This window comes from Flavobacterium profundi (genome assembly GCF_006491645.1).
Taxonomy (GTDB): domain Bacteria; phylum Bacteroidota; class Bacteroidia; order Flavobacteriales; family Flavobacteriaceae; genus Flavobacterium; species Flavobacterium profundi.
The window spans coordinates 66,962-93,466 of sequence record NZ_VDCZ01000014.1 but is presented as its reverse complement, the minus strand read 5'-3'; the positions used below and the strand labels follow the sequence as shown (position 1 = coordinate 93,466).

General features: G+C 31.6%; 19 protein-coding genes and 1 tRNA gene. 9 read left to right on the top strand and 11 right to left on the bottom strand.

What is annotated here, in order from left to right; translation table 11 throughout:
* Positions 1-331 precede the first annotated feature (331 nt).
* The 4 genes from FHG05_RS16145 to tsaD all read right to left on the bottom strand — a co-directional run bounded on the left by FHG05_RS16145 (position 332) and on the right by tsaD (position 3,837).
* A complete protein-coding gene (locus FHG05_RS16145; RefSeq protein WP_140999146.1) occupies positions 332-1,291 on the bottom strand; it encodes a zinc metalloprotease in 960 nt (319 codons plus the stop codon).
* 180 nt (positions 1,292-1,471) lie between these two features.
* Positions 1,472-2,110 (bottom strand): DUF4159 domain-containing protein, encoded by a 639-nt coding sequence (locus FHG05_RS16140; protein WP_140999145.1) that lies wholly within the window; start codon positions 2,108-2,110, stop codon positions 1,472-1,474.
* A 1-nt stretch (position 2,111) separates the two neighbouring features.
* Entirely contained in the window at positions 2,112-2,816 is a 705-nt protein-coding gene (locus tag FHG05_RS16135; protein WP_140999144.1) for a 16S rRNA (uracil(1498)-N(3))-methyltransferase, read from the bottom strand.
* Between the two features lies 1 nt (position 2,817).
* A complete protein-coding gene (gene tsaD, locus FHG05_RS16130) occupies positions 2,818-3,837 on the bottom strand; it encodes a tRNA (adenosine(37)-N6)-threonylcarbamoyltransferase complex transferase subunit TsaD (RefSeq protein ID WP_140999143.1) in 1,020 nt (339 codons plus the stop codon).
* 198 nt (positions 3,838-4,035) lie between these two features.
* Here tsaD and FHG05_RS16125 point away from each other — a divergent pair, with 198 nt between their 5' ends.
* From FHG05_RS16125 to FHG05_RS16105, 5 genes are all read left to right on the top strand, one after another.
* Complete coding sequence (locus FHG05_RS16125; protein ID WP_232338106.1) at positions 4,036-8,460, top strand: translocation/assembly module TamB domain-containing protein; 4,425 nt, start codon at positions 4,036-4,038, stop codon at positions 8,458-8,460.
* A 135-nt stretch (positions 8,461-8,595) separates the two neighbouring features.
* The gene (gene pfkA / locus FHG05_RS16120) at positions 8,596-9,582 is read left to right on the top strand and encodes a 6-phosphofructokinase (RefSeq protein WP_140999141.1); all 987 of its coding nucleotides are present in this window, start codon (positions 8,596-8,598) and stop codon (positions 9,580-9,582) included.
* 52 nt (positions 9,583-9,634) lie between these two features.
* Positions 9,635-10,645 (top strand): type I glyceraldehyde-3-phosphate dehydrogenase, encoded by a 1,011-nt coding sequence (gene gap / locus FHG05_RS16115; protein ID WP_140999140.1) that lies wholly within the window; start codon positions 9,635-9,637, stop codon positions 10,643-10,645.
* Between the two features lie 123 nt (positions 10,646-10,768).
* On the top strand, positions 10,769-11,620 hold the full coding sequence (locus tag FHG05_RS16110; RefSeq protein WP_140999139.1) for a BadF/BadG/BcrA/BcrD ATPase family protein: 852 nt from the start codon (positions 10,769-10,771) through the stop codon (positions 11,618-11,620).
* 39 nt (positions 11,621-11,659) lie between these two features.
* The gene (locus tag FHG05_RS16105; RefSeq protein ID WP_140999138.1) at positions 11,660-12,046 is read left to right on the top strand and encodes a methylglyoxal synthase; all 387 of its coding nucleotides are present in this window, start codon (positions 11,660-11,662) and stop codon (positions 12,044-12,046) included.
* A 72-nt stretch (positions 12,047-12,118) separates the two neighbouring features.
* Here FHG05_RS16105 and FHG05_RS16100 read toward each other — a convergent pair whose 3' ends face one another.
* The 7 genes from FHG05_RS16100 to FHG05_RS16070 all read right to left on the bottom strand — a co-directional run bounded on the left by FHG05_RS16100 (position 12,119) and on the right by FHG05_RS16070 (position 23,912).
* Positions 12,119-12,661 (bottom strand): STM3941 family protein, encoded by a 543-nt coding sequence (locus FHG05_RS16100; protein ID WP_140999137.1) that lies wholly within the window; start codon positions 12,659-12,661, stop codon positions 12,119-12,121.
* Positions 12,662-12,748: 87 nt separating this feature from the next.
* Entirely contained in the window at positions 12,749-15,016 is a 2,268-nt protein-coding gene (locus FHG05_RS16095) for an alpha/beta hydrolase family protein (RefSeq protein WP_140999136.1), read from the bottom strand.
* A gap of 223 nt (positions 15,017-15,239) precedes the next feature.
* The gene (locus tag FHG05_RS16090; protein WP_140999135.1) at positions 15,240-15,956 is read right to left on the bottom strand and encodes a hypothetical protein; all 717 of its coding nucleotides are present in this window, start codon (positions 15,954-15,956) and stop codon (positions 15,240-15,242) included.
* Between the two features lie 84 nt (positions 15,957-16,040).
* Positions 16,041-19,712, bottom strand: a complete 3,672-nt coding sequence (gene purL, locus FHG05_RS16085) for a phosphoribosylformylglycinamidine synthase (RefSeq protein WP_140999134.1) — start codon at positions 19,710-19,712, stop codon at positions 16,041-16,043.
* Between the two features lie 179 nt (positions 19,713-19,891).
* Positions 19,892-21,481, bottom strand: a complete 1,590-nt coding sequence (locus tag FHG05_RS16080) for an endonuclease (protein ID WP_140999133.1) — start codon at positions 21,479-21,481, stop codon at positions 19,892-19,894.
* Positions 21,482-21,603: 122 nt separating this feature from the next.
* Positions 21,604-22,239: a DUF1579 domain-containing protein gene (locus tag FHG05_RS16075; RefSeq protein ID WP_140999132.1), complete on the bottom strand. Its 636-nt coding sequence runs from the start codon at positions 22,237-22,239 to the stop codon at positions 21,604-21,606.
* 119 nt (positions 22,240-22,358) lie between these two features.
* The gene (locus FHG05_RS16070; protein WP_140999131.1) at positions 22,359-23,912 is read right to left on the bottom strand and encodes a choice-of-anchor Q domain-containing protein; all 1,554 of its coding nucleotides are present in this window, start codon (positions 23,910-23,912) and stop codon (positions 22,359-22,361) included.
* 129 nt (positions 23,913-24,041) lie between these two features.
* Between FHG05_RS16070 and FHG05_RS16065 the strand changes: the two genes are divergently transcribed.
* The 4 genes from FHG05_RS16065 (at position 24,042) to FHG05_RS16050 (ending at position 26,475) form a co-directional block, all read left to right on the top strand.
* Positions 24,042-24,467, top strand: coding sequence for a PaaI family thioesterase (locus tag FHG05_RS16065; RefSeq protein WP_157504288.1), 426 nt, complete (start codon positions 24,042-24,044; stop codon positions 24,465-24,467).
* Positions 24,467-25,510, top strand: a complete 1,044-nt coding sequence (locus FHG05_RS16060) for an isochorismate synthase (protein ID WP_140999129.1) — start codon at positions 24,467-24,469, stop codon at positions 25,508-25,510. The genes FHG05_RS16065 and FHG05_RS16060 overlap by 1 nt, the downstream gene beginning before the upstream one ends.
* A 53-nt stretch (positions 25,511-25,563) precedes the next feature.
* A complete protein-coding gene (gene bshB1 / locus FHG05_RS16055; protein ID WP_140999128.1) occupies positions 25,564-26,280 on the top strand; it encodes a bacillithiol biosynthesis deacetylase BshB1 in 717 nt (238 codons plus the stop codon).
* A gap of 119 nt (positions 26,281-26,399) precedes the next feature.
* Positions 26,400-26,475, top strand: a tRNA-His gene (locus FHG05_RS16050).
* Positions 26,476-26,505 lie beyond the last annotated feature (30 nt).

Sequence of the window (26,505 nt, the reverse complement as noted above, 5' to 3'; positions counted from 1 at the left end):
TTTTTTTATATAAAATTTTTACATATTATTTGTAAAAACTGTTAATAATGATAATTATATGTAATTTAAATCCTTATTTTTAAAGGGTTTTACGAATTCTGTAATTTGAATAAAAAGTTAATAAAATGCTAAAAAAAGATTATTTAAATATCATTTTTTTGAATAGTCTTTTACTTTGGTGAATGGTTTTTTTAAGAAAAATAATACATTTTTTTAAATTCGTTTACAGCATATATTCTTGATTAATTTTTTTATGAAAGGAATTGAAATAGATTTAAATAAAAAAAGCCATCAAATTTTTGATGGCTTTTAAATGATATTTATTTTGTTTTTATCTGAAAGAAGCTCTTGAACCTCCAACGTTAAAAATCGCTAACATTCTGCTTTTTTGACCGTTAGAAAACATGTACATTCCTCTATCATCTGTATAATCCATATAGTTCATATACATTTCTAAAGGTGTACCAGAACAAGTTGATCTATGACCTACAGCTGGAACTCCATAGTTTGCAGTATTGTGAGTTGGTGTATCAGAAACTAAATCTGAACCACAAGTAGCATCCCCCCAAATGTGACGTAAGTTCATCCAGTGACCCACTTCGTGAGTAGCAGTTCTACCTAAATTGAATGGATATGTAGCTGTACCTGTTGTACCAAAATATTTAGAATCTATAACAACTCCATCTGTAGAAGATGATCCACCTGGGAATTGTGCATATCCTAAAATTCCACCTCCAATTGTTGCAACCCAAAGGTTTAATTTTGTAGTTGGTGAAGTAGGAGCCATACCGCCATTAGCAGTTTTTTTACAAGCATCATTAGTACCCCAAGAAGTTTTAGTTGTTGATTTTCTGTAAATTGCATCTAATACAAAACGAATTCCTACATTAGCACGTACACTTGAATAAGGATTGTTTGCGGTATTGAAATCTGAGTTTTGCGCATTAAAATCTTTATTTAATACATCAATTTGAGATTGAATTTGAGATTGTGAAATGTTTTCAGCTGAAGTTCTGTATAAAACGTTAACTACTACTGGAATTTCAATTACTCCGTTTACAATTCTTCCTTGAGAAATAGCTTCTGCTGTTTGAACTTCAATATCTTTCATTCTTTGTGCTAATCCTGGATCATCCTTAAGTTGTCTTTGTAAAACTTCTTCAGAAGCACATCCTCTGTGGGCAGCTGCTGCAAGTTCTTTAGAAGTTGCTTCTCCATCAACGTTCTTGTCTTCATTTTGACAAGAAAAACCTAAAATTAGCACAGACGCTAATACAACGATTTTTTTCATAATTATTTGTTTGTTAAGTGTTAAGGTTATGTTATTTTTATAACAGCACAATATTATGTCAAAAAAAGTTTCGTTTTTCAAAAATATTTGATGTAGGGATATTGTTTTCTAAAAAAGATTTCTATATAATTGCAAAATCCTCAAATATAGTATTAAACTTTTGAGTATGTTTTAAAGGTTTTAGTATTTGAATGCGTAATTAATAATGTTAGCACCCATTTTTAGGGCTTTTTCTCTAACTTCTATGGGATCATTATGAATTTCAGGATTTTCCCAGCCATCACCTAAGTCGCATTCGTAAGTATATAAAAGAACTAATCTGTTTTCGATAAAGATTCCGAATGCTTGCGGTTTTTTATTATCGTGCTCATGAATTTTTGGTAAACCATTTGGAAAAGAGTAAGGACCTTGGAAAATAGCATGAGATATGGGAATTTCTTCTAAAGCTTTTTGTGGGAAAAGTTTCTTGATTTCTTTTCGGATATATTCATCCATGCCATAATTGTCATCGATATGAAGAAAGCCTCCTGAAATAAGGTAATTTCTTAAATTTTCAATTTCATTGGGTGAAAAAATAACATTACCATGTCCTGTCATATGTATAAAAGGGAAAGAAAAAATTTCAGAACTATTGGCTTCAACCGTAGCGATTTTGGGTGTAATTTTTGTATTGATGTTTTGATTGCAAAACTGAACTAAATTTGGTAGAGCGGTAGGATTTGCATACCAATCACCACCACCAGAATACTTTAAAACTGCTATTTCTTGAGCGGAGCTTAAATTAAAAAGAAGAAGTACTATAAATAAATATCGATTCATATTATTCGTTTATTAATGCTACAGTATGGCAAGCCGCTACAGCAGCAGTTTCTGTTCGTAATCTAGTATTTCCTAAGGTTACTGGAATAAAATTTTTAGATAAAGCTAAATCGATTTCATGTGTTGAAAAATCACCCTCAGGTCCAATTAAAATTAAAATATTTTCATTACCAACCACAACATCTTTAAATGCTTTTCTATCTTGTTCTTCGCAATGTGCAATACACTTTAATTGTGGATGGTTTTGCGATAAGAAGTCGGTAAAACGAATAGGTTCATGTATTTTTGGTAAATAATATTGTAAGGACTGTTTCATAGCAGCTTGAATTATTTTTTCAGCTCGATCCGTTTTAAAAACTTTTCGTTCCGAGTGATCACAGATAATGGGTGTTATCTCATCGATGCCTATTTCGGTAGCTTTTTCCAAAAACCACTCATAGCGATCGTTCATTTTAGTTGGAGCTACCGCAATATGAAGTTTGTATTTTTTGGCTTCAAAAAATTGTACTTCCTTTATTGCAATTTGACACTTTTTATCCGATGCAAGTGTAATTTCACCTGTAAAAAGAGATCCATTTCCATTAGATAGCTGAATGGTATCACCTTCTTTTTTTCTTAGAACTTTAACGATATGTTTACTTTCTTCTTTATCAAAAGTAAATAAAGTGTCTCCTTTTTGTATATTAGGATTATAAAATAATTGCATATTAGAATTCTATTCGTGCTTTAGAAACAATGTCATTGGTGTCAAAATTATTTTCAAGATAGTTATAATATCCTACAATTCCAATCATGGCAGCATTATCAGTAGTGTATTCAAATTTTGGAATATAGGTTTTCCATCCCCATTTGCTTTCTGTTTCTTTTAGAGTTTTACGAATACCACTATTTGCAGATACACCTCCACCAATAGCAATTTGCTTTATTCCAGTTTGTTGTACTGCTAATTTTAGTTTGTCTATTAAAATATTGATAATAGTATGCTGGATAGAAGCACAAATATCATTTCTATTTTCTTCAATAAAATTAGGGTTTACCGCTTGATTTTTTTGAATAAAATAAAGAATTTGAGTTTTTAAACCACTAAAACTAAAATCCAAGCCGTCCACTTTTGGTTTAGTAAACCTAAAAGCTTTCGGGTTTCCTTCTTGAGCATATTTATCAATTAAAGGTCCTCCTGGATAAGGTAAGCCTAATATTTTTGCTGATTTATCAAAAGCTTCCCCAACAGCATCATCTGTGGTTTCTCCTATAATTTTTAAATCGAAAAAACTATTTACTTGAACAATTTGGGTATGCCCACCACTTATGGTTAAAGCAAGAAAGGGAAAAGTCGGTTTATCAAAATTCTCTTCGTCAATAAAATGCGCTAAAATATGTGCTTTCATATGGTTCACCGCAATGAGAGGGATTTGTAAAGCCATACTCATAGATTTGGCAAAGGAACCTCCAACTAGTAAAGATCCCATTAATCCAGGACCTTGTGTGAAAGCAATACAATTTAGGTCATTTTTAGTAACGTTTGCTTTTTTTAGAGCGACATCTACAACAGGAACAATATTTTGCTGATGTGCTCTAGAAGCTAATTCTGGAACTACACCGCCATATTCTTCATGAATAGCTTGTCTGGCTACAATATTTGAGAGTACTTTATCGTTGCATAGTATAGCGGCTGAAGTATCATCACAAGAACTTTCAATAGCAAGAGTATATATGTTTTTTTTCATCTTAAAAAGGGCATGAAATTTGCATAAGGTCAATTGTAATTATCTTACAAAAATGATTATTTTTGTAGATTATTCCATAGTTTTTCTTTTTCGTGACAAATTTAAACAATTTATAGTATCAAAAAATTTAAAAAAATATTCCTCAGAACAATTCTGTTTTTACTGATTTTTATATTGGTATCTGGAATACTTTTATCTTTGCCATTTGTACAAACGGCTTTAGGTAGGTATGCAACCAATCAAGTCAACAAGGAATTTGGTACTGATATATCTATTGATAAGGTTACTTTAACCGCTTTTGGTTCTGTAAAACTAAAAGGAGTACTAGTAAGAGATCATCATAAAGATACCCTTTTTTTTATTAAAAGATTAAATACTTCTTTATTAAGTGTAAAAGAATTATACAATAACGGTCATCCTTATTTAGGTGCTGCAATTTTGGATGAACTCACTTTTAATTTAAAGCAATACAAAGGTGAAGATTTTACAAATATTGATAAATTCATTGAATCTTTCGACGATGGCAAGCCTTCAACAGGTAAATTTAGAATGAAGGCTACTAAATTGACTTTAGTGAATAGTAAATTGACCTATATAAATGAAAATTTGCAACAACCAAAAATTTTAGACTTCACACAATTAAATGGAAATATCAAAGATTTTTATATTAAAGGATCTGATGTAACTACTTTTATTGAAGCCTTAAATTTTAAAGATCATAGAGGTCTTTTTGTAAAAAACTTAACTGCAGCATTTACCTATACAAAAAAGAATATTTTACTAGAACAATTAAACTTGCTTACGCAAGAATCTTCTTTAAAAGGGAAAGTAGAACTAAGATATAAACGCACTGATTTTGCTGATTTTAATAATAAAGTAATTTTTGATGTTCAGATGGATGAAGCGATGATTGCTTCAAACGACTTAAATTATTTTTATAATGAATTTGGGAAAGATAATGTTTTTGATATCGACACACATTTGATAGGAACTTTAAACAATTTCACGACTCAAAATTTACATCTTAGAGATAGTAATGATTCGAATATTTCAGGTACCGTTCAGTTTAAAAATTTATTCAATAGGGAAGAGTCTTTTTATATTAAAGGTGAATTTAAAAAAATTAATTCCAATTATTACAATCTAACTGCCATTTTACCTAATATTTTAGGTAATAGTTTGCCGTCTTCTTTAGTGAAGTTAGGAAATGTAAATTTGGTTGGAGATGTTGAATTAACTTCAGATTATATCAATTCAGATGTTGCTATTAATTCTGTTTTAGGGACCATTATAACCAATTTATCTATTCAAGATTTATCTAACATCGACAATGCTACTTATCAAGGAAATGTCACGTTAAATGATTTTAATTTAGGAACTTTTATTAATGAGCCAGAAATTGGTGAAGTAACCTTAAATTTAGATGTCGAAGGACAAGGATTTAATGAAAAATATCTAAATACAAATGTAAAAGGGAAAGTCGATCAGTTTTACTATAATCACTATAATTATACTAACATTACTGTGGATGGTAAAATGAAAATGCCTTATTTTAAAGGATATTTTAATAGTAACGATCCTAATCTGCGTATGGATTTTGATGGTTTGGTCGATTTAAGTTCCAGAGTAAAGAATTATAACTTTAAAGCCAATGTGGATTATGCAGATTTACATGCTTTACAATTTTCTAAAATTGATTCCACTTCTATTTTTAAAGGGAAAGTTGAATTTTTAGCGAAAGGAAATACCTTAGATGATTTAGAAGGCGAACTTCAAGTTGAAAATGTATCGTATCAAAATGATAGAGATAGTTATTATTTTGAAGATTTTCAATTGAATTCTAGTTTTGATAAAAATCGTGTGCGCACAATAACCATTAATTCGAATGATATTATTAGTGGTAAAGTAGTAGGTAAATTTAAAATAAATGAAGTTAGAAAAATTGTAGAAAATGCTGTTGGTAGTTTGTATGCCAATTATTCTCCAAACAAACTTCAAAAAGGGCAGTTTTTAGATTTTAACTTCACTATTTATAATAAAATTGTTGACATTTTTGTGCCTGAAGTTTCCATATCTGAAAACACCAAAATTAGAGGTAAAATTAATGCCGATTTAGGAAAATTTGAATTTGATTTTTCTTCACCAAGTGTTTTGGCTTTTGGAAATTATTTTAAAAAGATAAAAATTGATATCGACAATAAGAATCCGTTATATAATACCTATATTGAAATGGATTCTATTCGTACGAAAAATTATAAAATATCAGATTTTAATTTGATTAATTTAACCATGAATGATACTCTTTTTGTTCGTTCTGAATTTAAGGGAGGTGCTAAATTAGAAGATAATTTTTCATTAAATATTTATCATACTATTGACGAAAATAAGCAATCGGTTATTGGTTTCAAGAAATCGGAAGTTAATTTCAAAGATTATTTATGGTTTATTAATGAAGAAGAGAATAACGATAATAAAATCATTTTTGATAAAAAATTCAAAGATTTTAAATTTCAAAAAATTAGATTATCTCATAACAATCAGAACATGGATTTTTATGGAGAGATGAAAGATTCTACCTATAAAGATTTCAATTTGACCTTTAATGATGTAGATTTAGACAAAGTCACGCCTTCTTTAGATAGTATTTCTTTAGATGGGAAGTTGAATGGTTTTATTAAATTTCAACAAGATAAAAATTACTATAAGCCGCTTTCTAATGTTCATATTGATAGTTTAAAAATAAATACCTATCCTGTTGGAGATATGTATTTATTAGTGGAAGGGAACGATGCGTTTAATGAATTTGATATTGATTCCTACATTGTTCAGAAAGGAACAGAACGATTTAACTTAAATGGAACCTTAAAATATCGAGACAATCAATCCACGTTGGATATGGAAGCTATTTTTAGCCGTTTCGATTTAGCTCCTTTTGGCTCTTTAATAGGAAATGTTATAACAGATGTACGTGGTGATGCTACAGGTAGTGCGACCATTAGAGGATTGGTTACAGATCCTGAAGTGGATGGTCGTTTGTATTTAAATGATGCGGGTTTAAAAGCTCCCTATTTAAATGTGGACTATGACTTTGAGAAGAACGCAATTGTTGATATAACAGAAAAAGAGTTTCTTTTTCGAAATATTGTCATTACCGATACACAATTTGATACGAAAGGTGTCTTAAGAGGGTCTGTAAAACATGATAAATTTTCAGACTGGGAATTGGATTTAGAAGTTCGTACCAATAACCTTTTGGCTTTAAATACGAAAGACTCTGAAGATGCGTATTATTATGGTACCGCTTTTTTAAATGGATCCGCAAGAATTAGTGGAAGAATAGAATCGCTATTGGTTACCGTAACTGGAGAATCTGAAAAAGGAACTTCCATTAAAATTCCAGTTCGTGATGCGGAAGATGTTGGTAAAAAACCCTATTATACTTTTATTAAAGAAGAAGATTTGCGTTCCAATAAAAATAATAGCATTGGTAATAATAAATACAATGGTTTAGAACTGAGTTTGGATTTTGATATAGATACCGATGCTTGGATTGAAGTAATTTTGGATCGCGAGTCGGGACATTCTATGAAAGGGAATGGTTATGGTTCAATGCGAATGGAAATTAATACTTTAGGAAAGTTTTTGATGTATGGTGACTTTCAAGTGCAAGAAGGAGAATATAATTTCAAAAAAGCTGGTTTAATTGATAAAAAGTTTGTGGTTAAAAAGGGTAGTACGATTCGCTGGGAAGGTGATCCACTTGGAGCAATTTTAAATTTGGAAGCGATTTATAAAACCCAAGCCAATCCATCAGTTTTAATTGAAAGTTCCTCTTTTAATACGAATCGAAAATTACCTACTGAAGTTTCTATCGTTATTAATGGTAGTTTAAGCAATCCTGAACCCGATTTTAATATCAATTTCCCTACAGTAAGTAGTGTTTTTAAAAGTGAAATCGATTATCGTTTGCAGAATAAAGATGTGCGTCAAAATCAAGCATTTGCCTTGTTGGCATTTGGTTCTTTTACTACACCTGAAAACGCGGGAAGTGTAGCTTATGGTTCTCTATTTGAAAAGGCGAGTTCTTTATTTAATGATATTATTTCCGATGAGGATTCTAAATTGCAAGTAGGTGTGAATTATGATCAAGCAGATAGAATCAATCAAATATCAGGTCGAGTAGGATTAACATTAAGTACTCAAATTAACGATAAGATTTCGATTAATGGAAAAGTCGGAGTTCCAGTTGGTGGTGTAACAGAATCTGTATTAGTTGGAGATGTAGAAGTACAATTACAATTAAACGAAGACGGCTCTTTACGTGCTCGAGTATTCAATAGAGAAAATGATATTAATTATAATATTGGTGAAGGAATTGGGTATACACAAGGTTTAGGACTTAGTTATTCCTTAGATTTTGATACATTCGGAGAAATGTTTCGAAAAATATTCACTAAAAATAAAGATAAAAACGCTACTTCATCTTCTAATGACGACATACCTGATTCAGAAGAATTATGGGATAAGTATTACTACATTAGAAAAAATAAAGAAATAGAAGATGAAAAAGAAAAAGAAAAAGAAAAGAATAAGGAATTAGAAAATGTTCCTGAAATAGAGTAATTCTTCAATTTTTATATTAAAAAACAAAAAGTTATTAACGAAAACGATTGAATTTTAGTATAAAATTTAATATTTGATAAAAATAGCCAAATATTCCATTTTCCTTTTTTAAATTTACGATAAATAATAAAAATAATGTTGCCAAATATTAAGAAAATAGGTGTGCTTACCTCTGGAGGAGATTCACCAGGAATGAATGCTGCCATTCGTTCAGTGGTAAGAACTTGTGCTTATCATAATGTAGAATGTATTGGTATTTACAGAGGGTACCAAGGAATGATTGAAGGTGATTTTAAAGAAATGGGACCTCGTTCGGTAAACAATATCGTTAACAAAGGCGGAACCATTTTAAAGTCGGCTCGTTCAAAAGAATTCATGACTGTGGAAGGTAGAAAGAAAGCCTATGAAAATTTAAAAAATGCAGGAGTAGAAGCTTTAGTAGTAATTGGAGGAGATGGTTCCTTTACTGGAGCAGAAGTATTCAATAAAGAATATGGTTTTCCAGTAATGGGAATTCCAGGAACCATTGATAACGACATTTTTGGAACGAGTCATACCTTAGGATATGATACAGCTTTAAATACAGTTGTTGAAGTTATTGATAAAATTAGAGATACTGCTATTTCACATAACCGATTATTTTTTGTGGAAGTAATGGGAAGAGATGCTGGTCATATCGCTTTAAACTCAGGAATTGGTGCTGGAGCTGAAGAGATTTTAATTCCAGAAGAAGATTTAGGATTAGATCGATTATTAGAATCTTTAAAAAGAAGTAAAGAATCTGGAAAATCTTCTAGTATAGTCGTGGTTGCTGAAGGTGATAAAATAGGTAAAACTGTTTTTGAATTAAAGGATTATGTGGAAGAAAACATGCCTGAATATGATGTTAGGGTATCGGTTTTAGGACACATGCAAAGAGGCGGTTCTCCTTCTTGTTTTGATCGTGTATTAGCTTCAAGATTAGGGGTGAAAGCTGTAGAGTCTATTTTAGAAGGTAAGTCAAACTTCATGGTAGGATTACTCAATGATAAAGTGGCATTAACACCTTTAGAACAAGCCATTAAAGGTCATACTGAAATAGATAAAGAATTACTTCGTGTATCGGATATTATGTCTACTTAAAGCAAGCAACAAATTAAACCAAAAAATAACGTATTTAAATTAAGAGTAAAAAATGTCAAAAGTAAAATTAGGAATTAACGGATTCGGTAGAATCGGTAGAATTGTTTTTAGAGAATCATTTAATAGAGATAATATAGAAGTTGTAGCCATTAACGATTTGTTAGATGTAGAGCATTTAGCTTATTTGTTAAAATATGACTCGGTTCATGGTCGTTTTAATGGAAAAGTAGAAGTGAAAGACGGTCAATTATATGTAAACGATAAATTTATTCGTGTTACAGCTGAAAGAGATCCAAAACTAATCCAATGGGATGATGCAAAGGTAGATGTTGATGTGGTAGCTGAGTGTACGGGTATTTTTACCACTTTAGAAACCGCTCAAGCTCATATTGATGGTGGTGCTAAAAAAGTAGTTATTTCTGCACCTTCGGCAGATGCACCTATGTTTGTAATGGGAGTAAACCATACGGAAGTAAAAGCTACAGATACTATTGTTTCTAATGCTTCTTGTACGACAAACTGTTTGGCTCCTTTAGCAAAAGTTATTCATGATAATTTTGGAATCGTAGAAGGATTAATGACTACAGTTCATGCTTCAACGGCTACACAAATGGTAGCTGATGGTCCCTCTAGAAAAGATTGGAGAGGTGGACGTGCTGCTTCAGTAAATATTATTCCATCTTCTACTGGTGCAGCAAAAGCGGTTGGAAAAGTAATTCCAGCTTTAAATGGAAAGCTTACAGGAATGTCTTTCCGTGTGCCTACAGTTGATGTTTCTGTTGTTGATTTAACGGTTAAATTAGCAAAAGAAACAACTTATGAAGAAATTTTAAAAGTACTTAAAAATGCTTCTGAAACTTCAATGAAAGGAATTTTAGGATATACAGAAGATGATGTAGTTTCTCAAGATTTTGTAGGTGATACTAGAACATCGGTTGTGGATGCTAAAGCTGGAATTGGGTTAAACTCGACTTTCTTTAAATTGGTTTCTTGGTACGATAATGAATATGGATATTCTTCTAAATTATTAGATTTATCAGTACACGTTATGTCTGTAAAATAATAGTATTATAAAAATCCTGCAGTACCTTTTGTAGTGCAGGATTTTTTATCTCATTGTAGGGCTACTATTAATCACCAAATACTTGTATTTGGACTTTTAACCAACCATACTAACCAAAACAAAATGAAATTACTTGTAGATAGTGGCTCCACTAAAGCCGATTGGATAGCTATAGATGATAACGGAAAAGTTATCTTTACTACCCAATCTTTAGGATTAAATCCTGAAGTATTGAGCAAAGAAGAAATTATTGCTCGTTTAGAAGATAAATTTGATATTTCTCATAATAAAGCAAAAGCATCTAATCTCTATTTTTATGGTGCTGGATGTGGAACCGATAGAATGAAAAACTTCTTGGCATCTGTATTTGAAGAATATTTTACAAATGCAAAAGTAACCGTTCATGAAGATACCTATGCTGCGGTTTATGCTACCACTCCTAAAAATGAAAAAGCCATTGTTTGTATTTTAGGTACAGGTTCCAACTGTAGTTATTTTGATGGGAAAGTGTTACATCAAAAAGTGCAATCTTTAGGTTATATTGCTATGGATGATTGTAGTGGCAATCGTTTTGGTAGACATTTAATCAGAGGATATTATTTCAATAAAATGCCTCAGGATATGGCAAAAGATTTTGAAAAAACTTTTAATGTAGATCCTGATTTTATCAAAAACAAATTATACAAAGAACCTAATCCAAATGCGTATTTAGCTACGTTTGCTAAATTTTTAATCAAGCATAAAGACAATGATTTTTGTAAACGATATATCAAAGAAGAATTAGAGGCTTTTATTGAAAATTATATCATGCAATTTGAAAACTATAAAGAAGTTCCGGTTCATTTTGTAGGTTCTATTGCTTTCTATTTAAGAGAAGAATTGAGTGAAAAATTGCAACAATATGATATTCAAGTGGGTAATATTCTTCGAAGACCAATAGATGGTTTAATTGCTTATCATATTTTAAATAAATAATACAGTCCCGATTCTTCGGGATTTTTTATATTTGCTCCTATGACAAAGAAATTTGAAATTGCGATTATCGCACATGATGGAAAAAAAGCAGATATGGTTCAGTTTGTAAATAAAAACAAAGCCATTTTACAAGCTGAAAATATTACGATAATTGCCACAGGAACAACGGGTGGAAAGGTAGCAACTATTGGTATAAAAGTTAAAAAAATGCTTTCTGGACCGTTAGGAGGTGATGCACAAATTGCAGCTAGAGTGGCTGAAGGAAAAACGAAAATGGTTTTGTTTTTTAAAGACCCAAATTCGAGTCATCCTCACGAACCTGATATTTCGATGCTCATTCGAATTTGTGATGTGCATAATGTACCATTAGCTACGAATGAAGCCACTGCTCAGTTGTTATTATATGGTTTGGATGAACTGAAATAAATTAGGTTGTAATGGGAAATTAATCCTTTTGAGGATTTTCCAATTTATAGTTGTTCGATTATTTGACTGTGTTTAAAGCGCAACCGTTTTGTATTTAGAAAAATAATCCAAAATCATTTGGTGTAAATCCTCAAAATTTATTTGTAACGCATTCGCAGAAATGCAAATAGGAGAACCATACGATTTATAGTTCATTTGCATGGTTTTTTTCTTCAAAATTTGCGTTTGTCTATTAATATAGCTTTCTGGATTTTTCGTTAGAATTAATACAAATTTTTGGTTTACTACTGTAGTAGTAGTAATGTCAACTATATCGTCCCAAAGAATTAGTCCACTTGAAACACCGCTCGAATTATCGATTATACCTTCTGAGGAAAGGGTTAAACCAATAGGATTTCCTTTCATTTTTTTGAGTATAACAATCGCAATAGCTCCAAAAAATAAAATGCTTACTACGCCTACAATTGTAACTAAAATAGGACTTCTTAAGGGGCCATGACTCAATTGTTCCGGTTGAAGTATAAACCATATTCCTAAGAGTACAAATAAAAGGCTACCTGCTAATGATAAAAGCATTTTCTTCTTGCTTAATGGGATTTCTGTTTTTTGCTCCATTTTTTATTTATAAAGATAAATTAATTTTAAAGGTAGAGGCAATTTCTTTTTGGAAATTGCCTCTTGTTGTATCAAGTTATTTATGACTTACTTTTTTAAATTTTTAGCTAAAAATCCTAAAGTAGCTTCATACATATCAATCGAATTTTCTTCCTTATGAAATCCGTGACCTTCATCGTATTTTACCATATAAGGTACTTCAAAGCCTTTGGCTCTTAAACCCGTTACAATTTGATCGGATTCTGCAATATTCACACGAGGGTCATTCGCACCTTGAATCACAAATAAAGGTTTTTTAATTTTGTCAATTTGGAAAACTGGAGATACTTCTTTAGCAATAGCGGCTTCTTTTGGATCTTCTAAATCATACCAAATCTCTTTTACAATTTCTTTATAAGGTTTCCAATATTCTGGAAACGAATCGAAGAAAGTGAAAATGTTAGAAACACCAACATAGTTTACACCGCAAGCATATAAATCGGGTGTTTTTACTAATCCCATTAAGGTTGCATAACCACCGTGGCTACCACCATAAATGGCAATTTTATCTTTGTCTACCCAACCTTGTTTGATAGCATACGCTACGCCATCTTCTACATCATCCATTAATTGTCTACCAATTTGCTTGAAACCAGCACGTAAAAAATCTTTTCCATAACCACCAGAAATTCTGAAGTTTACTTGTAAAGTAGCATAACCACGACTTGCAAATAATTGAGTTTCTGGATTAAAACCCCAAGAATCTCTTACTCCTTGTGGACCACCATGTGGATTTACAATTAAAGGTACTTTTTTTCCTTGTAAAGCTTCTTTGGGTAACGTAATGTATCCATAAATCGTTTTTCCATCTCTACTAGTAAATTTGATAGGTCTCATTTCTGCCATATCGGCTTCTTTAAGCTGTGGCATTAAATCGTATAAAAGTTTGAATTTTTTAGTTTTTGCATCGTATTGATAATACGTACCATATAATTTATCACTTTGAACAATGACTAAAAATTGTGTTTCATTATCATCTTTATCTACAATATAAGCTTCTTTATTTGGAAATTCTTTTTCCATTAAACCATAGATTTCTTTGTATAATTTACTTACAGGGATAATCTCGTTTTTTTCTCCTTCATACGAAAAATTATCAATTTCATAATTTCTTTTTCGAGATAAGTTCAAACCGCTTACATCAAATGTTGGGTTGGAAAAAACTTCTTTAATTATTTTTTTGGTAGCCAAATCGTATAAAACAATACGCGTCTTGTCGCTATCTAAATTGGTAAGTACATACGCTTCATCTTTGTTTTTTGAAGCATAATTGAAGCTGATAATTCCAAAGGTGTCGTCCCAATTTGTAGTCGTGTGTAATTTGAATTCTCCTGTTTTATTGTCTTTGTAATACAATTGGTTTTGTACACCATTTACTAATTTGCTATACCCTCTAAGATTTCCATCTTTGTCAAATTCATATCCTTGAATAGGATTGGCAATATCTTCATTTTTATACAATTGCTCTAAAGCTCCTGTAACAATATTCAATTTGAAAGGTTCAAAAACTTGTTTGTTGTTTTTGTTCATCAAAACGATAATGTAATCTTTTTGTTCTTTTAAGATATTTTGAATACTTGCTTGAACTCCATCAAAAGGGGTAAGGTCTTTTAAGTTGCTACCGTCTAAGTTTACCGCATACACATGATAATTTTCATCACCACCTTTATCCATTGCAAAAAATAAGCGTTCGTCATTGATCCAACCATAGCCGCGAACCAATTCTTCTTTTTCTTCAATGGCTCTTTGTACCTTTCCTGTTGCCAATTCTTTTACGTAAATATGACGTTTGTTGTTTTCGTCTTTTTCACGATACGACATGTATTTACCGTTTGGAGACAACTGGAAACCAGAAGCTTTTGGTCTTGCAAAATAATCAGATACGGAATATTTATAATTGCCTTTGTCATACGATTTTAATTGCTCCAATTCTTCCTTAGAAGAAGGTAAAGTTGTGTTGCCAGGTAATTTACTTTCAAAAGAAGTTAGTGTTAACGGTAAATTCATACCGGCTTGGTGAAATTCTCCTACAATTTCTTTATTTTTTAGTTCTCCTTTAAATTCAATGCCTAATGCAGCAGCTTTTAAGGTAATATGATTGTTGTTAACTTCTGTTTTATCAATTGGCACTCCAGATGCACCTTGCATAGGTACATCCATAGTGGTCGTGTAATTGTTGTCTTTTTGTGCCATATGAAAAATAACTTCTAGTTTCATTCCTTGCACATCTAGTGTTCCTTTCCAATCTCCAACAAACTGTTGGGCTTGTGTGGTAATACTCATAAGTAGTAAAATAATTAGATTTTTTGTTTTCATGTCTTAACGTTTTAGTTATAGAAAATCATTTGTTTTGATTTCTTTTTGGTAGTGATTGATGATTTATAAAGAAGATACTCTAGAAATAATCCTCTTTATTCATAAGACAAGATTTAACAAAAAATGTTACATGTTCGTTTTAAATATTGATTTAAATTTGATAAATAAGTTTTAGGTCTATTGGGTTTGTTAACATAAATAGGTTCTCTTGTTTAAAAATGTTTTACCAATTCCATTTATGAATAGAATTGCCCTTGTAATCTATTTTTTTTAAAATTACTGCTAATCTAAAATCAATTACTAGATTATTGTTTAAATACCCTCCATCAATTTCATGACAATTGGAATAATATGAATTATTAGCTCTTTTTGTGAAAAGTGATTCAGCTATTTCTATTTTATTATTTAGATTTTCATTATTCTCAAAAGCTTCTAAAATTTGAAAATAATTTGTATACGAATCGAATACTAATTTGTGTTTTTTACTCTTATTAATTTTATAAAAACTTGTTTCAATTTCAGGCTTAAAATTAGATGATTTAGATATCGAATTGAATAAATAATATTCAATATTATAGTGTTCATCTTTTGTTACTAATGGATTTATAACTAAATTACACTCTTGATTACATAGATAAGCAAAATAATTAGCAGTAATTATTAAAAATGGATTCTGAAATTTTTTATAATCTTCCAGTTCTTTTAATTTAGATAATTCTTTTTCAAAATGGGTTATTGCTTTTATTAGCTGTAATTTGGGATTTTGATTTATTCTCCATTCAATCAGACCAATCATTAAATTACAAATAAATATTTGTTCAATATTAAATATAGAAAGATAAAGTTTATCCTCAGTTAGGTTTTGACAGTATACTAAACCATTAGTAAAAATTTGCTCTTGTTCTTTATAAAATTCAATATGGTCTTGAGGAGTTTTCATTTTCCTAGTTTATATAAATTTTTATTATATTAAAAATATGATAAAGATAAAAAAGCGAATCTTTTGATTCGCCTTTCATTTTATTTATTTTCTTTTTTCAATCCATTCTCTTGCATTTACAAAAGCTTCTATCCATGGGGAAACTTGATCGTTTCTGTCTTTTGGATAATGTGCCCAGTTCCAAGGGAATGTTGAACGCTCAATATGAGGCATCATAACTAAATGTCTTCCTGTATTGTCACACAACATCGCTGCATTGTAATCAGAACCATTTGGATTAGCAGGATAGCCTTCGTAACCATATTTAGCTACAATATTATATTGGTCTTCATTATAGGGTAAATTGAATTTTCCTTCTCCATGTGAAATCCAAACACCTAGCGTACTACCAGCTAAAGTTTTTAACATCACCGAATTGTTTTCTTGTATGGTTACGGAAGTAAAGCCACTTTCATGTTTTTGCGATTCATTGTGTAGCATTTTACCATGAACTTCGTGCTCTGGATGAATTAATTCTAATTCCATCATTAATTGACAACCATTACAAATACCCACCGATAAAGTGTCTTCACGTTTAAAGAAGTTCTTTAAAGCGGTATTGGCTTTTTCATTGTATAAAAAGGCTCCAGCCCAACCTTTAGCACTTCCTAAAACGTCAGAATTTGAAAAGCCTCCAACAGCACCAATAAATTGAATGTCTTCTAAAGTTTCACGACCCGAAATTAAATCGGTCATGTGTACGTCTTTTACATCAAAACCAGCCAAATACATTGCATTTGCCATTTCACGTTCCGAATTGCTTCCTTTTTCACGAATAACCGCTGCTTTTGGTCTCTCGACTCCGCTCGAGATGACAGGAGCTAATCCTGTAAAATGACTTGGGAAAGTATACTGTAAAGGTTGGTTAGAGAAGTTTTCAAAACGCTCTAACGATTTTCCGTTTTTAGTTTGTTTTTGATCGAGTAGGAAAGAGGTTTCAAACCACATTTCTCTGTATTTATTGATGTCGAAAGTCAAAAATCCAAGGTCTAAAGTTCCGTTGTTAGTAACTTTTCCTAATTTAAAAATTTCGATACCTTCCATTGCTTTTTCGAAAGCAGAATCTTCATTGGCTTGTAAAACAATTCCAATATTTTCTGAGAACAATACTTTTACTACGTCTTTTTCGTTTAACGAACTCAAATCTAATGTGGCACCTAATTGAATATCAGCAAAGCACATTTCTAATAAAGTAGTAATCAAACCACCACTTCCTATGTCATGTCCAGCAACAATTAAATCAGCTTTTATAGCTTCTTGAATGGCATTGAAAGCTTTCTTGAAAAAGCTACTATCTATAATAGTAGGTGTTTCAGATCCAATTTTATTTTGTGTTTGAGCGAAGGAACTACCACCTAATTTAAAAGTATCTTGCGATAAATTGATATAGTAAACAGAACCTTTCTCTTTTTGAAATACAGGTTCTACTACTTTAGTGATGTCGTTACAATTCCCAACAGCAGAAATAATAACAGTACCAGGAGCAATAACTTCATCGTTTGGATATTTCTGTTTCATCGAAAGCGAATCTTTACCCGTTGGTATATTAATTCCTAATTCGATTGCAAATTGCGAACAGGCTTCCACAGCTTCATATAAACGGGCATCTTCTCCTTCATTTTTACAAGGCCACATCCAATTGGCAGACAAAGATACACTTTGTAAATTGTCTTTTAAAGGTGCAAAAACGATGTTTGATAACGCTTCCGCAATGGCATTTCTACTTCCTGCTTTTGGATCAATAATAGCAGCAATAGGAGCGTGACCTATTGAAGTTGCAATCCCTTCTTTTCCTTTATAATCTAAGGCCATTACACCTACATTATTTAACGGTAATTGCAAAGGTCCTGCGCATTGTTGTTTGGCAACTTTTCCTCCCACGCAACGATCTACTTTATTGGTTAACCAATCTTTACATGCAACCGCTTCTAACTTTAAGACTTCTTCAAGGTAAGCTAGTATGTTATCTTGCGAATAATCGATTTCAGTATAGTTTCTTTTTACAGTTGAATCGGTCATGATGGTTTTTGGTGAACTTCCGAAGAAATCTTCTAAAGCATAATCCATTGGTTTGGCACCTGTCGTTTTACTTTCAAAAGTAAAACGATGATCACCCGTTACATCACCCACTTGATACATTGGAGCACGTTCTCTTTCCGCAATGCGTTCCAAAGTTTCAATATTTTCTTTTCCAATAACCAATCCCATTCTTTCCTGAGATTCATTACCAATAATTTCTTTAGCCGATAAGGTAGGGTCACCAACAGGTAATTGATCTAAATCGATTAAACCACCTGTTTCTTCTACTAATTCAGATAAGCAGTTTAAGTGACCACCAGCTCCATGATCATGAATGGAAACAATAGGGTTGTTGTCACTTTCTACTAAACCTCGAATGGCATTGGCCGCTCTTTTTTGCATTTCAGGATTAGAACGTTGAATGGCATTTAATTCGATTCCTGAACTAAAAGCACCTGTATCTGCTGAAGAAACAGCTGCACCACCCATTCCAATTCTATAATTTTCGCCCCCTAAAATGACAATTTTATCACCGGTTTGCGGTTTCTTTTTAATAGCTTGATTGAGTTTACCATAACCAATTCCACCCGCTTGCATAATGACTTTGTCATAACCTAATTTGCGTGCTGTCACATTGAGCTGGTCGAAATGTTCTTCATGTTCGAACGTTAAAATAGAACCAGTAATTAATGGCTGACCAAATTTATTACCAAAGTCAGATGCTCCATTAGAAGCTTTAATCAAAATATCCATTGGAGTTTGATACAACCATTTTCTCTCAGTCATTCCGTTTTCATAACTTCTGTTATTGGTTAAACGAGAATAAGATGTCATATAAACAGCTGTTCCTGCTAAAGGAATTGAACCTTGGCCACCTGCCAATCGGTCACGAATTTCTCCTCCCGAACCTGTAGCTGCACCATTGAAAGGTTCTACAGTAGTAGGGAAATTATGGGTTTCTGCTTTTAAAGAAAGAACCGATTCAAACTCTTTTTTCTCATAAAAATCGGGTTTGTCTGCCGATTTAGGTGCAAATTGTTCCGCTTTTGGTCCTTTAATAAAAGCAACATTATCTTTATAAGCTGAAACAATATCATTCGGATTTTCAGCAGAAGTTTTTTTGATTAATTTGAATAAAGAAGTTTCTTTTTCCAATCCATCAATAATAAAGGTACCGTTAAAAATTTTATGACGGCAATGCTCCGAATTTGCTTGAGAAAAGGCAAATACTTCAGAATCGGTTAATTTTCTACCAATTTTTAGGGATAAGTTATTTAAATATTCAATTTCTTCATCATTTAAAGCCAAACCTTCCGTTTGATTGTATTGTGCAATATCCTCAATTTCTAAAATAGGGTCTGGCTGAATGTTGATAGTATAAATAGTTTGATTTAAACCCTCATATTTTTGAGATAACATGGGATCAAATTCGGTAAAGTCTGCATTAACTTTTTGAAATTCTTCAATTCTCAGGATCCCGTTGATACCCATATTTTGAGTAATTTCTACCGCATTGGTACTCCAAGGTGTAATCATAGTTGCTCTTGGTCCAACAAAAAAATCCGCAAGTACGGATTTTTCTATTTTATAGGTGTTGCCAAAAAGCCAATTTAATTTTGAAATGTTTTCTGCCGAAAGTTCGTTTTGCGTTTGTACCGCAAAAACAGTGTTACTTTCGTTTCCGAAGAAATGAATCATTGTGTTGTATTGTTTTATTCTTTGGTGTTCCTACTATGTTGGGTTCACCTCAGGAGTTGTTGTTGATGTTGCAAATTTATTTTAAAAAAATTGAAGTTCAAAGTATAATTTTACCAACTTAATAACAAAAAAACCTATCATCTGTTAATGATAGGTTTTGAACTTATTTCAACTGAAAATTATTCTACAATAATGCGTAACATTTTATGTGTATCTACATTCGAAATCATTACGTAATAAATTCCTTTTTGAAGATTGTCGATTTGTAATTGATTTTGTTTTTCAACCGATTTTTGATAAATTTTTTGGCCTAAAGTGGAATAAATTTCAACTAAAAATACAGCATTATTGGTATTAAAATCGATGGTAAAAGTACCTTTGTTAGGATTCGGATAGGCTTTAATATCGATTACATCTTCCTTTTCAGCTATTTCTTCTGACATTCTATTTCCCAAACCACCACAAGTATTGGTAGTATAAACATCCCAATCTGAACTGCTGTAAGAAGTTTTAGGAGCTGTAGCTGTCGCTTTTCTTCTTAAGGTTACATCCGCAGCAAAATTGGCTGAACCACCATTGAAATTACCAATAATATCAATTAGCACTCCATTTTTAAACAAGCCTACTGCATCATTTCCATTAAAAGTTAGTACGGTTGAGCTAGTAGATAAATTGGCATTTGAAGTACTGTAACAAGTAGAAGAAATAGAACTGTTTACGATAACAAATTTCCCATTATTAGCTAAAGTTCCAGATAGCGTTAAAGCAGAGCTCCATGAACCAGCACCATTCGTTTGTTTTTTTAACGAATAGCTAGATAAACTTTTTGATGTTCCTGTTTCGTTTTTGATTTCCAAGGCTTTATTATTTGAGGAGCCTTCGATATATTCAGATAAATACAAATCACTTCTAGTAGTAGTGCTTCCTCCACCAGTTGAGCCTCCACCAGTTGAACCTCCTGATGTACCACCCCAAATTGCATTTACATAGTTAGGATTATCAATAAAAGGATTTCTATTACCTTGTCTTGCATAAATAGCATTGTTTCGTTCTATTTCTCTAGAGCTAACTGGGTCTTGTGCATGCCATGCTAAAAGCATATTTAGAAAAGCCGTTGTAAAAACTTGATTACTCGTTCTATTGAACATAGCATAATTATAATTGGATACCGTATTTTCATAACGAGTGGCAAAATAAAAATACATTCTAGCAATATCACCTTTGAAAGCATCTACTGGTTCAAAAACAGTACCGGTATAGCCTGATACAGCACTTGTACCTAATTTACTTCCATTTCTTGTTGTTCTTGAAGCTGTAGCTACTTTACCATGTGGATAATTTGAACGAATTCCATTTACATATCCATCTGTAGGAGTAATGAAATGCGCATCTGAAACCATAGGAGAAGAAGAATTAAAAACCGATTGTGGGATCATATGCTCTCTATTATAGCAACTACCTTCACCTGAGTAAGTACCACATTGATTGGTTCCATAGCTATAGTTGTAAGGGTCTTTACCGTTTTGAATTTCAGAGTATAAGTCAAAAATAGTATTGTCATTTTCATTTTGATGATCTCTATCAGAAGTACTGTAGGTTGTCCATAAACCACTGTAACCTCTATCGGTATGATTCTTAATGATATTGTATAATTGGGTTTTTAGCGTATAACCAGATCCAGTTGCTGAAGAATAATAACCACTTGGTGCTTGGGCATGAGAAAGGAATGCAATAAAAAATGCAAAAAATAATACGTTAGTTTTTTTCATTGTTTGTTGTGTGTTAGTTACTTAGCAAATCTAAATACAAAAAACAAATCTAAAATTAACGTATTATTAATTTATTAACAGAGTTATTAATAATTTCTTAATATTTAAAAATAGTTTAATTGCTATTTTCTTTTTAAAATAGCCTCCATACTTTTGAATTCTTTTCCATCATAGTCAGTATCAAACATTTCCATTTTTTGGGTGTTTTTATCAATATAGGTAAAGATTTCTTTTATTTTTTTCTCTTTTCGGGTTAAGGGGTCAACTGTTTTACCTTCTAAGTTGATGGATTTAGTATCGCTATTAAAATGACCTTTCATTACTAAAATACCTGTTCCCATATTATCAATCCAAGTAGAAATGTATTCTTGACTGGTATTGTCATAAGCCAAAGTACTTTTGCCTTCAAAAGGAACTCCCATCATCATACCTTTATGTGTAGATTCTTGATATCTACCTCCTAAAATCATTTTATTTTCAACTCTAAAAGTTGCTTTAACGGGTTCACTTTTACGGGTTGCCCAAATGGTTAATTCTTCTTCCCAAACACCATTATCATTTGCCATGATTTCATGAGTTTTAGTAGGGGTCATGTGTTTTTCCCATGCTTTACTTACAGTTGCGGAGTCTGGTGGTAGTTCATTTTGTACAACAACTTCTGGTATTTCTAAATTGTATTCACCATCTGCTTTAGGTGTAATATCTTTGCAAGAATACAGGCATGAAAAGATAAGTAATAGTGGTAAAATTGCTCTCATAATGATAGTTATTTAGGGTTCTCTAACCAAATATACTAAAAAAAACGATTGCAATTAACATATGTTTAACAATTTATTTAAAAAACAGATAAATTGATTATTTATTAAGAAAAATTTTATTAATTATTGAATTGATAAGCGCCTATATCAGGATTGGAATTAGGAGGTGTAGGTCTCATTTGTCCTAAAATATCATTAAAATTGGGACTAAGATTTTGTCCTTTATTTATAGCTGCCGAAGTTTCTTCAATCTTCATATTATTTTCAGTTGGTTCCATAAACTTAGGATTATTGGTAGACGAATTGGTCGCAATTAAACAAGCATTATATCTAGAACTTGTAAATTGGTACAAAGGATTATTGGTAAACTGATTGCTTGTATCGTTAAATCGAATCAAACAATTATTGAATTGATAATTGAAGTTGGCATCAATTCCTTCTTTTTCAAAGACTAAGGCATAATTATTGGAACCATATAAAATACAATTTGTAAAGGTAGCATTGGTTAATGCAAATTCCGGAGCACCGTTATAGTCATCAATATATACTGCGCTTTGACTAGGAGAAGACCAATAATTTCCGAAAGTACAATGTGTAAATTGATAGTTTCCACCAAATGTACAAGCAATTCCTGCTTCTCCACAATTATTGGTAACCATATTATTTCCAGAAATATAACCCGTACGTGCCAAAAGTCCAACGTTACTACAATTATAAATCTGTACATTGTTTAAGGTTAGGTTTTCAAAGCCTTCATTGCCTGTTGCTAATAGTCCAACAGTAGCATTTTTTATAGTTGCATAGTCTATTGAATTGTTTAAACTGCCTAGAGTAAACCAAATTGTTCCCCATTGACCTGGAATTTCTGAGAATTCAGGCTCTAAACGATCTCCTTCAAAAATAACTTCATTTTCTAAACTTTCAGTTGTAGATAAAGCGCCATTAACTTGTAAAGAGGCATCGTCAGCAACTATTAATCCAGATTCAGCATGAAAATGAATACGCGCACCAGCGTCTACAATAAGTGTTTTTGTATTGGGTACAACAGCATAACCATATATTACATAGGGTTTAGTATTTGTCCAATGTAATTCATCACCATTAATTGGATCGGTCTCTGATAAAATACTAGCCTTAATCGTAATTGGATTTCCTTCTTCATCCATTCCTAAACTAATATTTTCATAAGTATAAGTGTTATCAGGATTTTGGGTTCTTTCAGGATAGATAAAATATGCATCTTGAATTAAGGTAACCAATTCAACTTTTTGAAAATTGCCATCTGTTCCAAACTGAATTTGATCCGTATATAAAAAATCGGTTGGGTTTGCATCGGCTACATCTGAAGTAACTGAGACGAAAACATATAAACTATCATTGGCTAATAACTCTACATTTTCAAATATTTTTCCTGGCATTCCATCTACCATTAAGCGGTAATTCGAATTTTCGCCTTTTCCTAACTGTATTTTTGGAATAGCAATATTTTTATCTGTATTGTTATATACTTTTAGAGTGTAGGTACTGGAGCCAATATTGGTAAAAACAGTATCTAAATATATGGTGTCTTTTGAGAATAAAAGATTACCTACATTAGGTTCAAAATCAAAATCATTTCTACAAGAAAATAAAGTCACAAATAATACAATGAATAGATAATAATAGTTTTTCATCGAATAGAAGATATTAGCATTTTTTTTGATTTGTAAATGTACTATTTTTAAAACAATAACGAAATTAATCTTGTTTTCTTATGCTACTCAAAAAAGGATAAATTCGTATTTTTGTAGAAATTACATATTATGTTTAATAAAGAAGAAATACTTAAAGTTTGTACAAAATTATCTCAAAACACGTTAATGCAAACTTTAGAAATAGAATATATAGATGCTGGTGAAGATTTTTTAAAAGCTAAAATGCCAGTTAACCCAAGAGTACACCAACCTATGGGATTATTGCATGGTGGTGCTTCAGTTGCGCTAGCAGAAAGTGTTGGAAGTGCCGCTTCTATTATGTTTATCGATCCAGAAAAATTTGAAGTACGAGGCATTGAAATTAGTGCCAATCATTTAAAGAGCAAGAGAGAAGGTACTGTGTTTGCTACTGCAAGAATTATTCACAAAGGAAGAAGTATTCATTTATGGGAAATAAAGATTGTAGATGAAAATGATGCTTTAATTTCTTTATGTAAACTAACCAATATGGTTTTACCAAGAAGAAAAATGTAATGCAGCAAATTATTACTAAAGCGAAAAGTAGCTATCAAGAAAGAGAACCTTTTGTGCTTTTTGCCAAACCCAACCAATCTGTTTTACACGCTTATTTTCAAAAAGATGCCGTTTTGTATACTTTTGAAAATCAGGAAGGCTTTGTGTTTTCAGCTTTTAACTCAAAGGATTCATTTATCATTCCTTATGAAAAAAGCGAAGCGTATACATGTGAAATTCAACCTTTGTTTTTAGATGCTGAAAGTACTGAAATGGAATCTTTTCCTATAAGTGAAAGTAGTTGTTTTGAAAGATTAGTTGAGCAAGCAGTACAAAGCATCAACCAAAATGAATTTTCAAAAGTGGTGCTTTCTAGAAAAGTATCTTATGAAGTAGGTGTTGATTTTATAAGTTCTTATTTGCAATTAGTTTCTAGCTATGTTTCGGCTTTTCGTTATCTTTTCTATCATCCAAAAATTGGAATGTGGATGGGAGCTTCACCAGAACAATTAGTCCAAATTAACGGAAATGAATTGCAAACCGTAGCTTTGGCTGGAACCCAACTTTACCAAGAAAATTTATTTTGGGAAGAGAAAGAAAAGCAAGAACAACAATTTGTTACCGATTATATCATTGGTAAATTAAATCCCTTAGTGGAAAAAATCAATGTATCTTTACCGTTTACCGTTCAAGCAGGTCGTTTGGCACACATTAAAACGTTTATTGATGCTCAATTAAAGATTTCGCAAAAGGCAATCGAAGCGGTAAAAGTTTTGCATCCCACTCCTGCAGTTTGTGGTTTGCCCAAAGAACCAGCGTTAGCATTCATTTTGGCAAATGAAAAATATGACAGAAAATTTTATTCTGGTTTTTTAGGGGAATGGAATAGAGAGAAAAGCAATTTATTTGTAAATTTAAGATGCGCAGAAATTGAAGAAAATAGCATTCATTTTTATGTTGGATGTGGTATTACTAAAGATAGTATTCCAGAAAAAGAATTTGTAGAAACTGAGAATAAATTAGGGACTATTCAAAGAATAATTAAGTTAAAAATTAAAAATTAAAAATTAAAAATGTAGATTTTTATTTCACTATAATATAATTGAAAAATAGAAATATGAAATTAGATATTTTAGCTTTTGGAGCACATCCTGATGATGTAGAATTAGGTTGTTCTGGAACTATTGCAAAAGAAATTTCACTTGGAAAAAAAGTAGGAATTATCGATTTAACCCGAGGCGAATTAGGTACTAGAGGTTCAGCAGAAATCAGAGACAGAGAAGCACAAGAAGCGGCAAATATTTTAGGAGTTTCGGTACGAGAAAATCTAGGTTTTAGAGATGGTTTTTTTGTGAATGATGAATTTCATCAATTAGAAATCATAAAGATGATTCGTAAATACCAACCCGAAATTATTTTGTGTAATGCTATCGAAGATAGACATATTGATCATGGAAAAGGAAGTAAATTAGTGAGTGACGCTTGTTTTTTGTCGGGTTTAATTAAAATAGAAACAGAATTGGATGGAGTGGTTCAAAAGGCTTGGAGACCCAAAGTAGTATATCATTATATCCAATGGAAAAATATTGAGCCTGATTTTGCGGTTGATATTACAGGATTTATAGATATTAAAATGGAAAGTGTATTAGCTTATGGCACCCAATTTTATGATCCTAATTCTAAAGAACCCGTTACGCCAATTACCTCAAAAAACTTTTTAGATTCTATAAAATATAGAGCGCAAGACCTTGGAAGACTTATTGGTGTTGAATATGCTGAAGGATTTACGGTGGAAAGATATTTGGCTGTCAATAGTTTAGGAGATTTAATATAAAAAAGTTTAATTTTTTTTTGTCAGATTTGAGGAAACTACTATATTTGCACTCGCAAATGAGGCTAGGCTTATTCTCAATTCAAAATAAGAAGTGTTTAGGTTTCAAATGCATAACAAACGGTGATTGTAGCTCAGTTGGTTAGAGCGTCGGATTGTGGTTCCGAAGGTCGCGGGTTCGAGACCCGTCTTTCACCCTAAATTGCAAAAGTGTTGAAGTAATTCAAC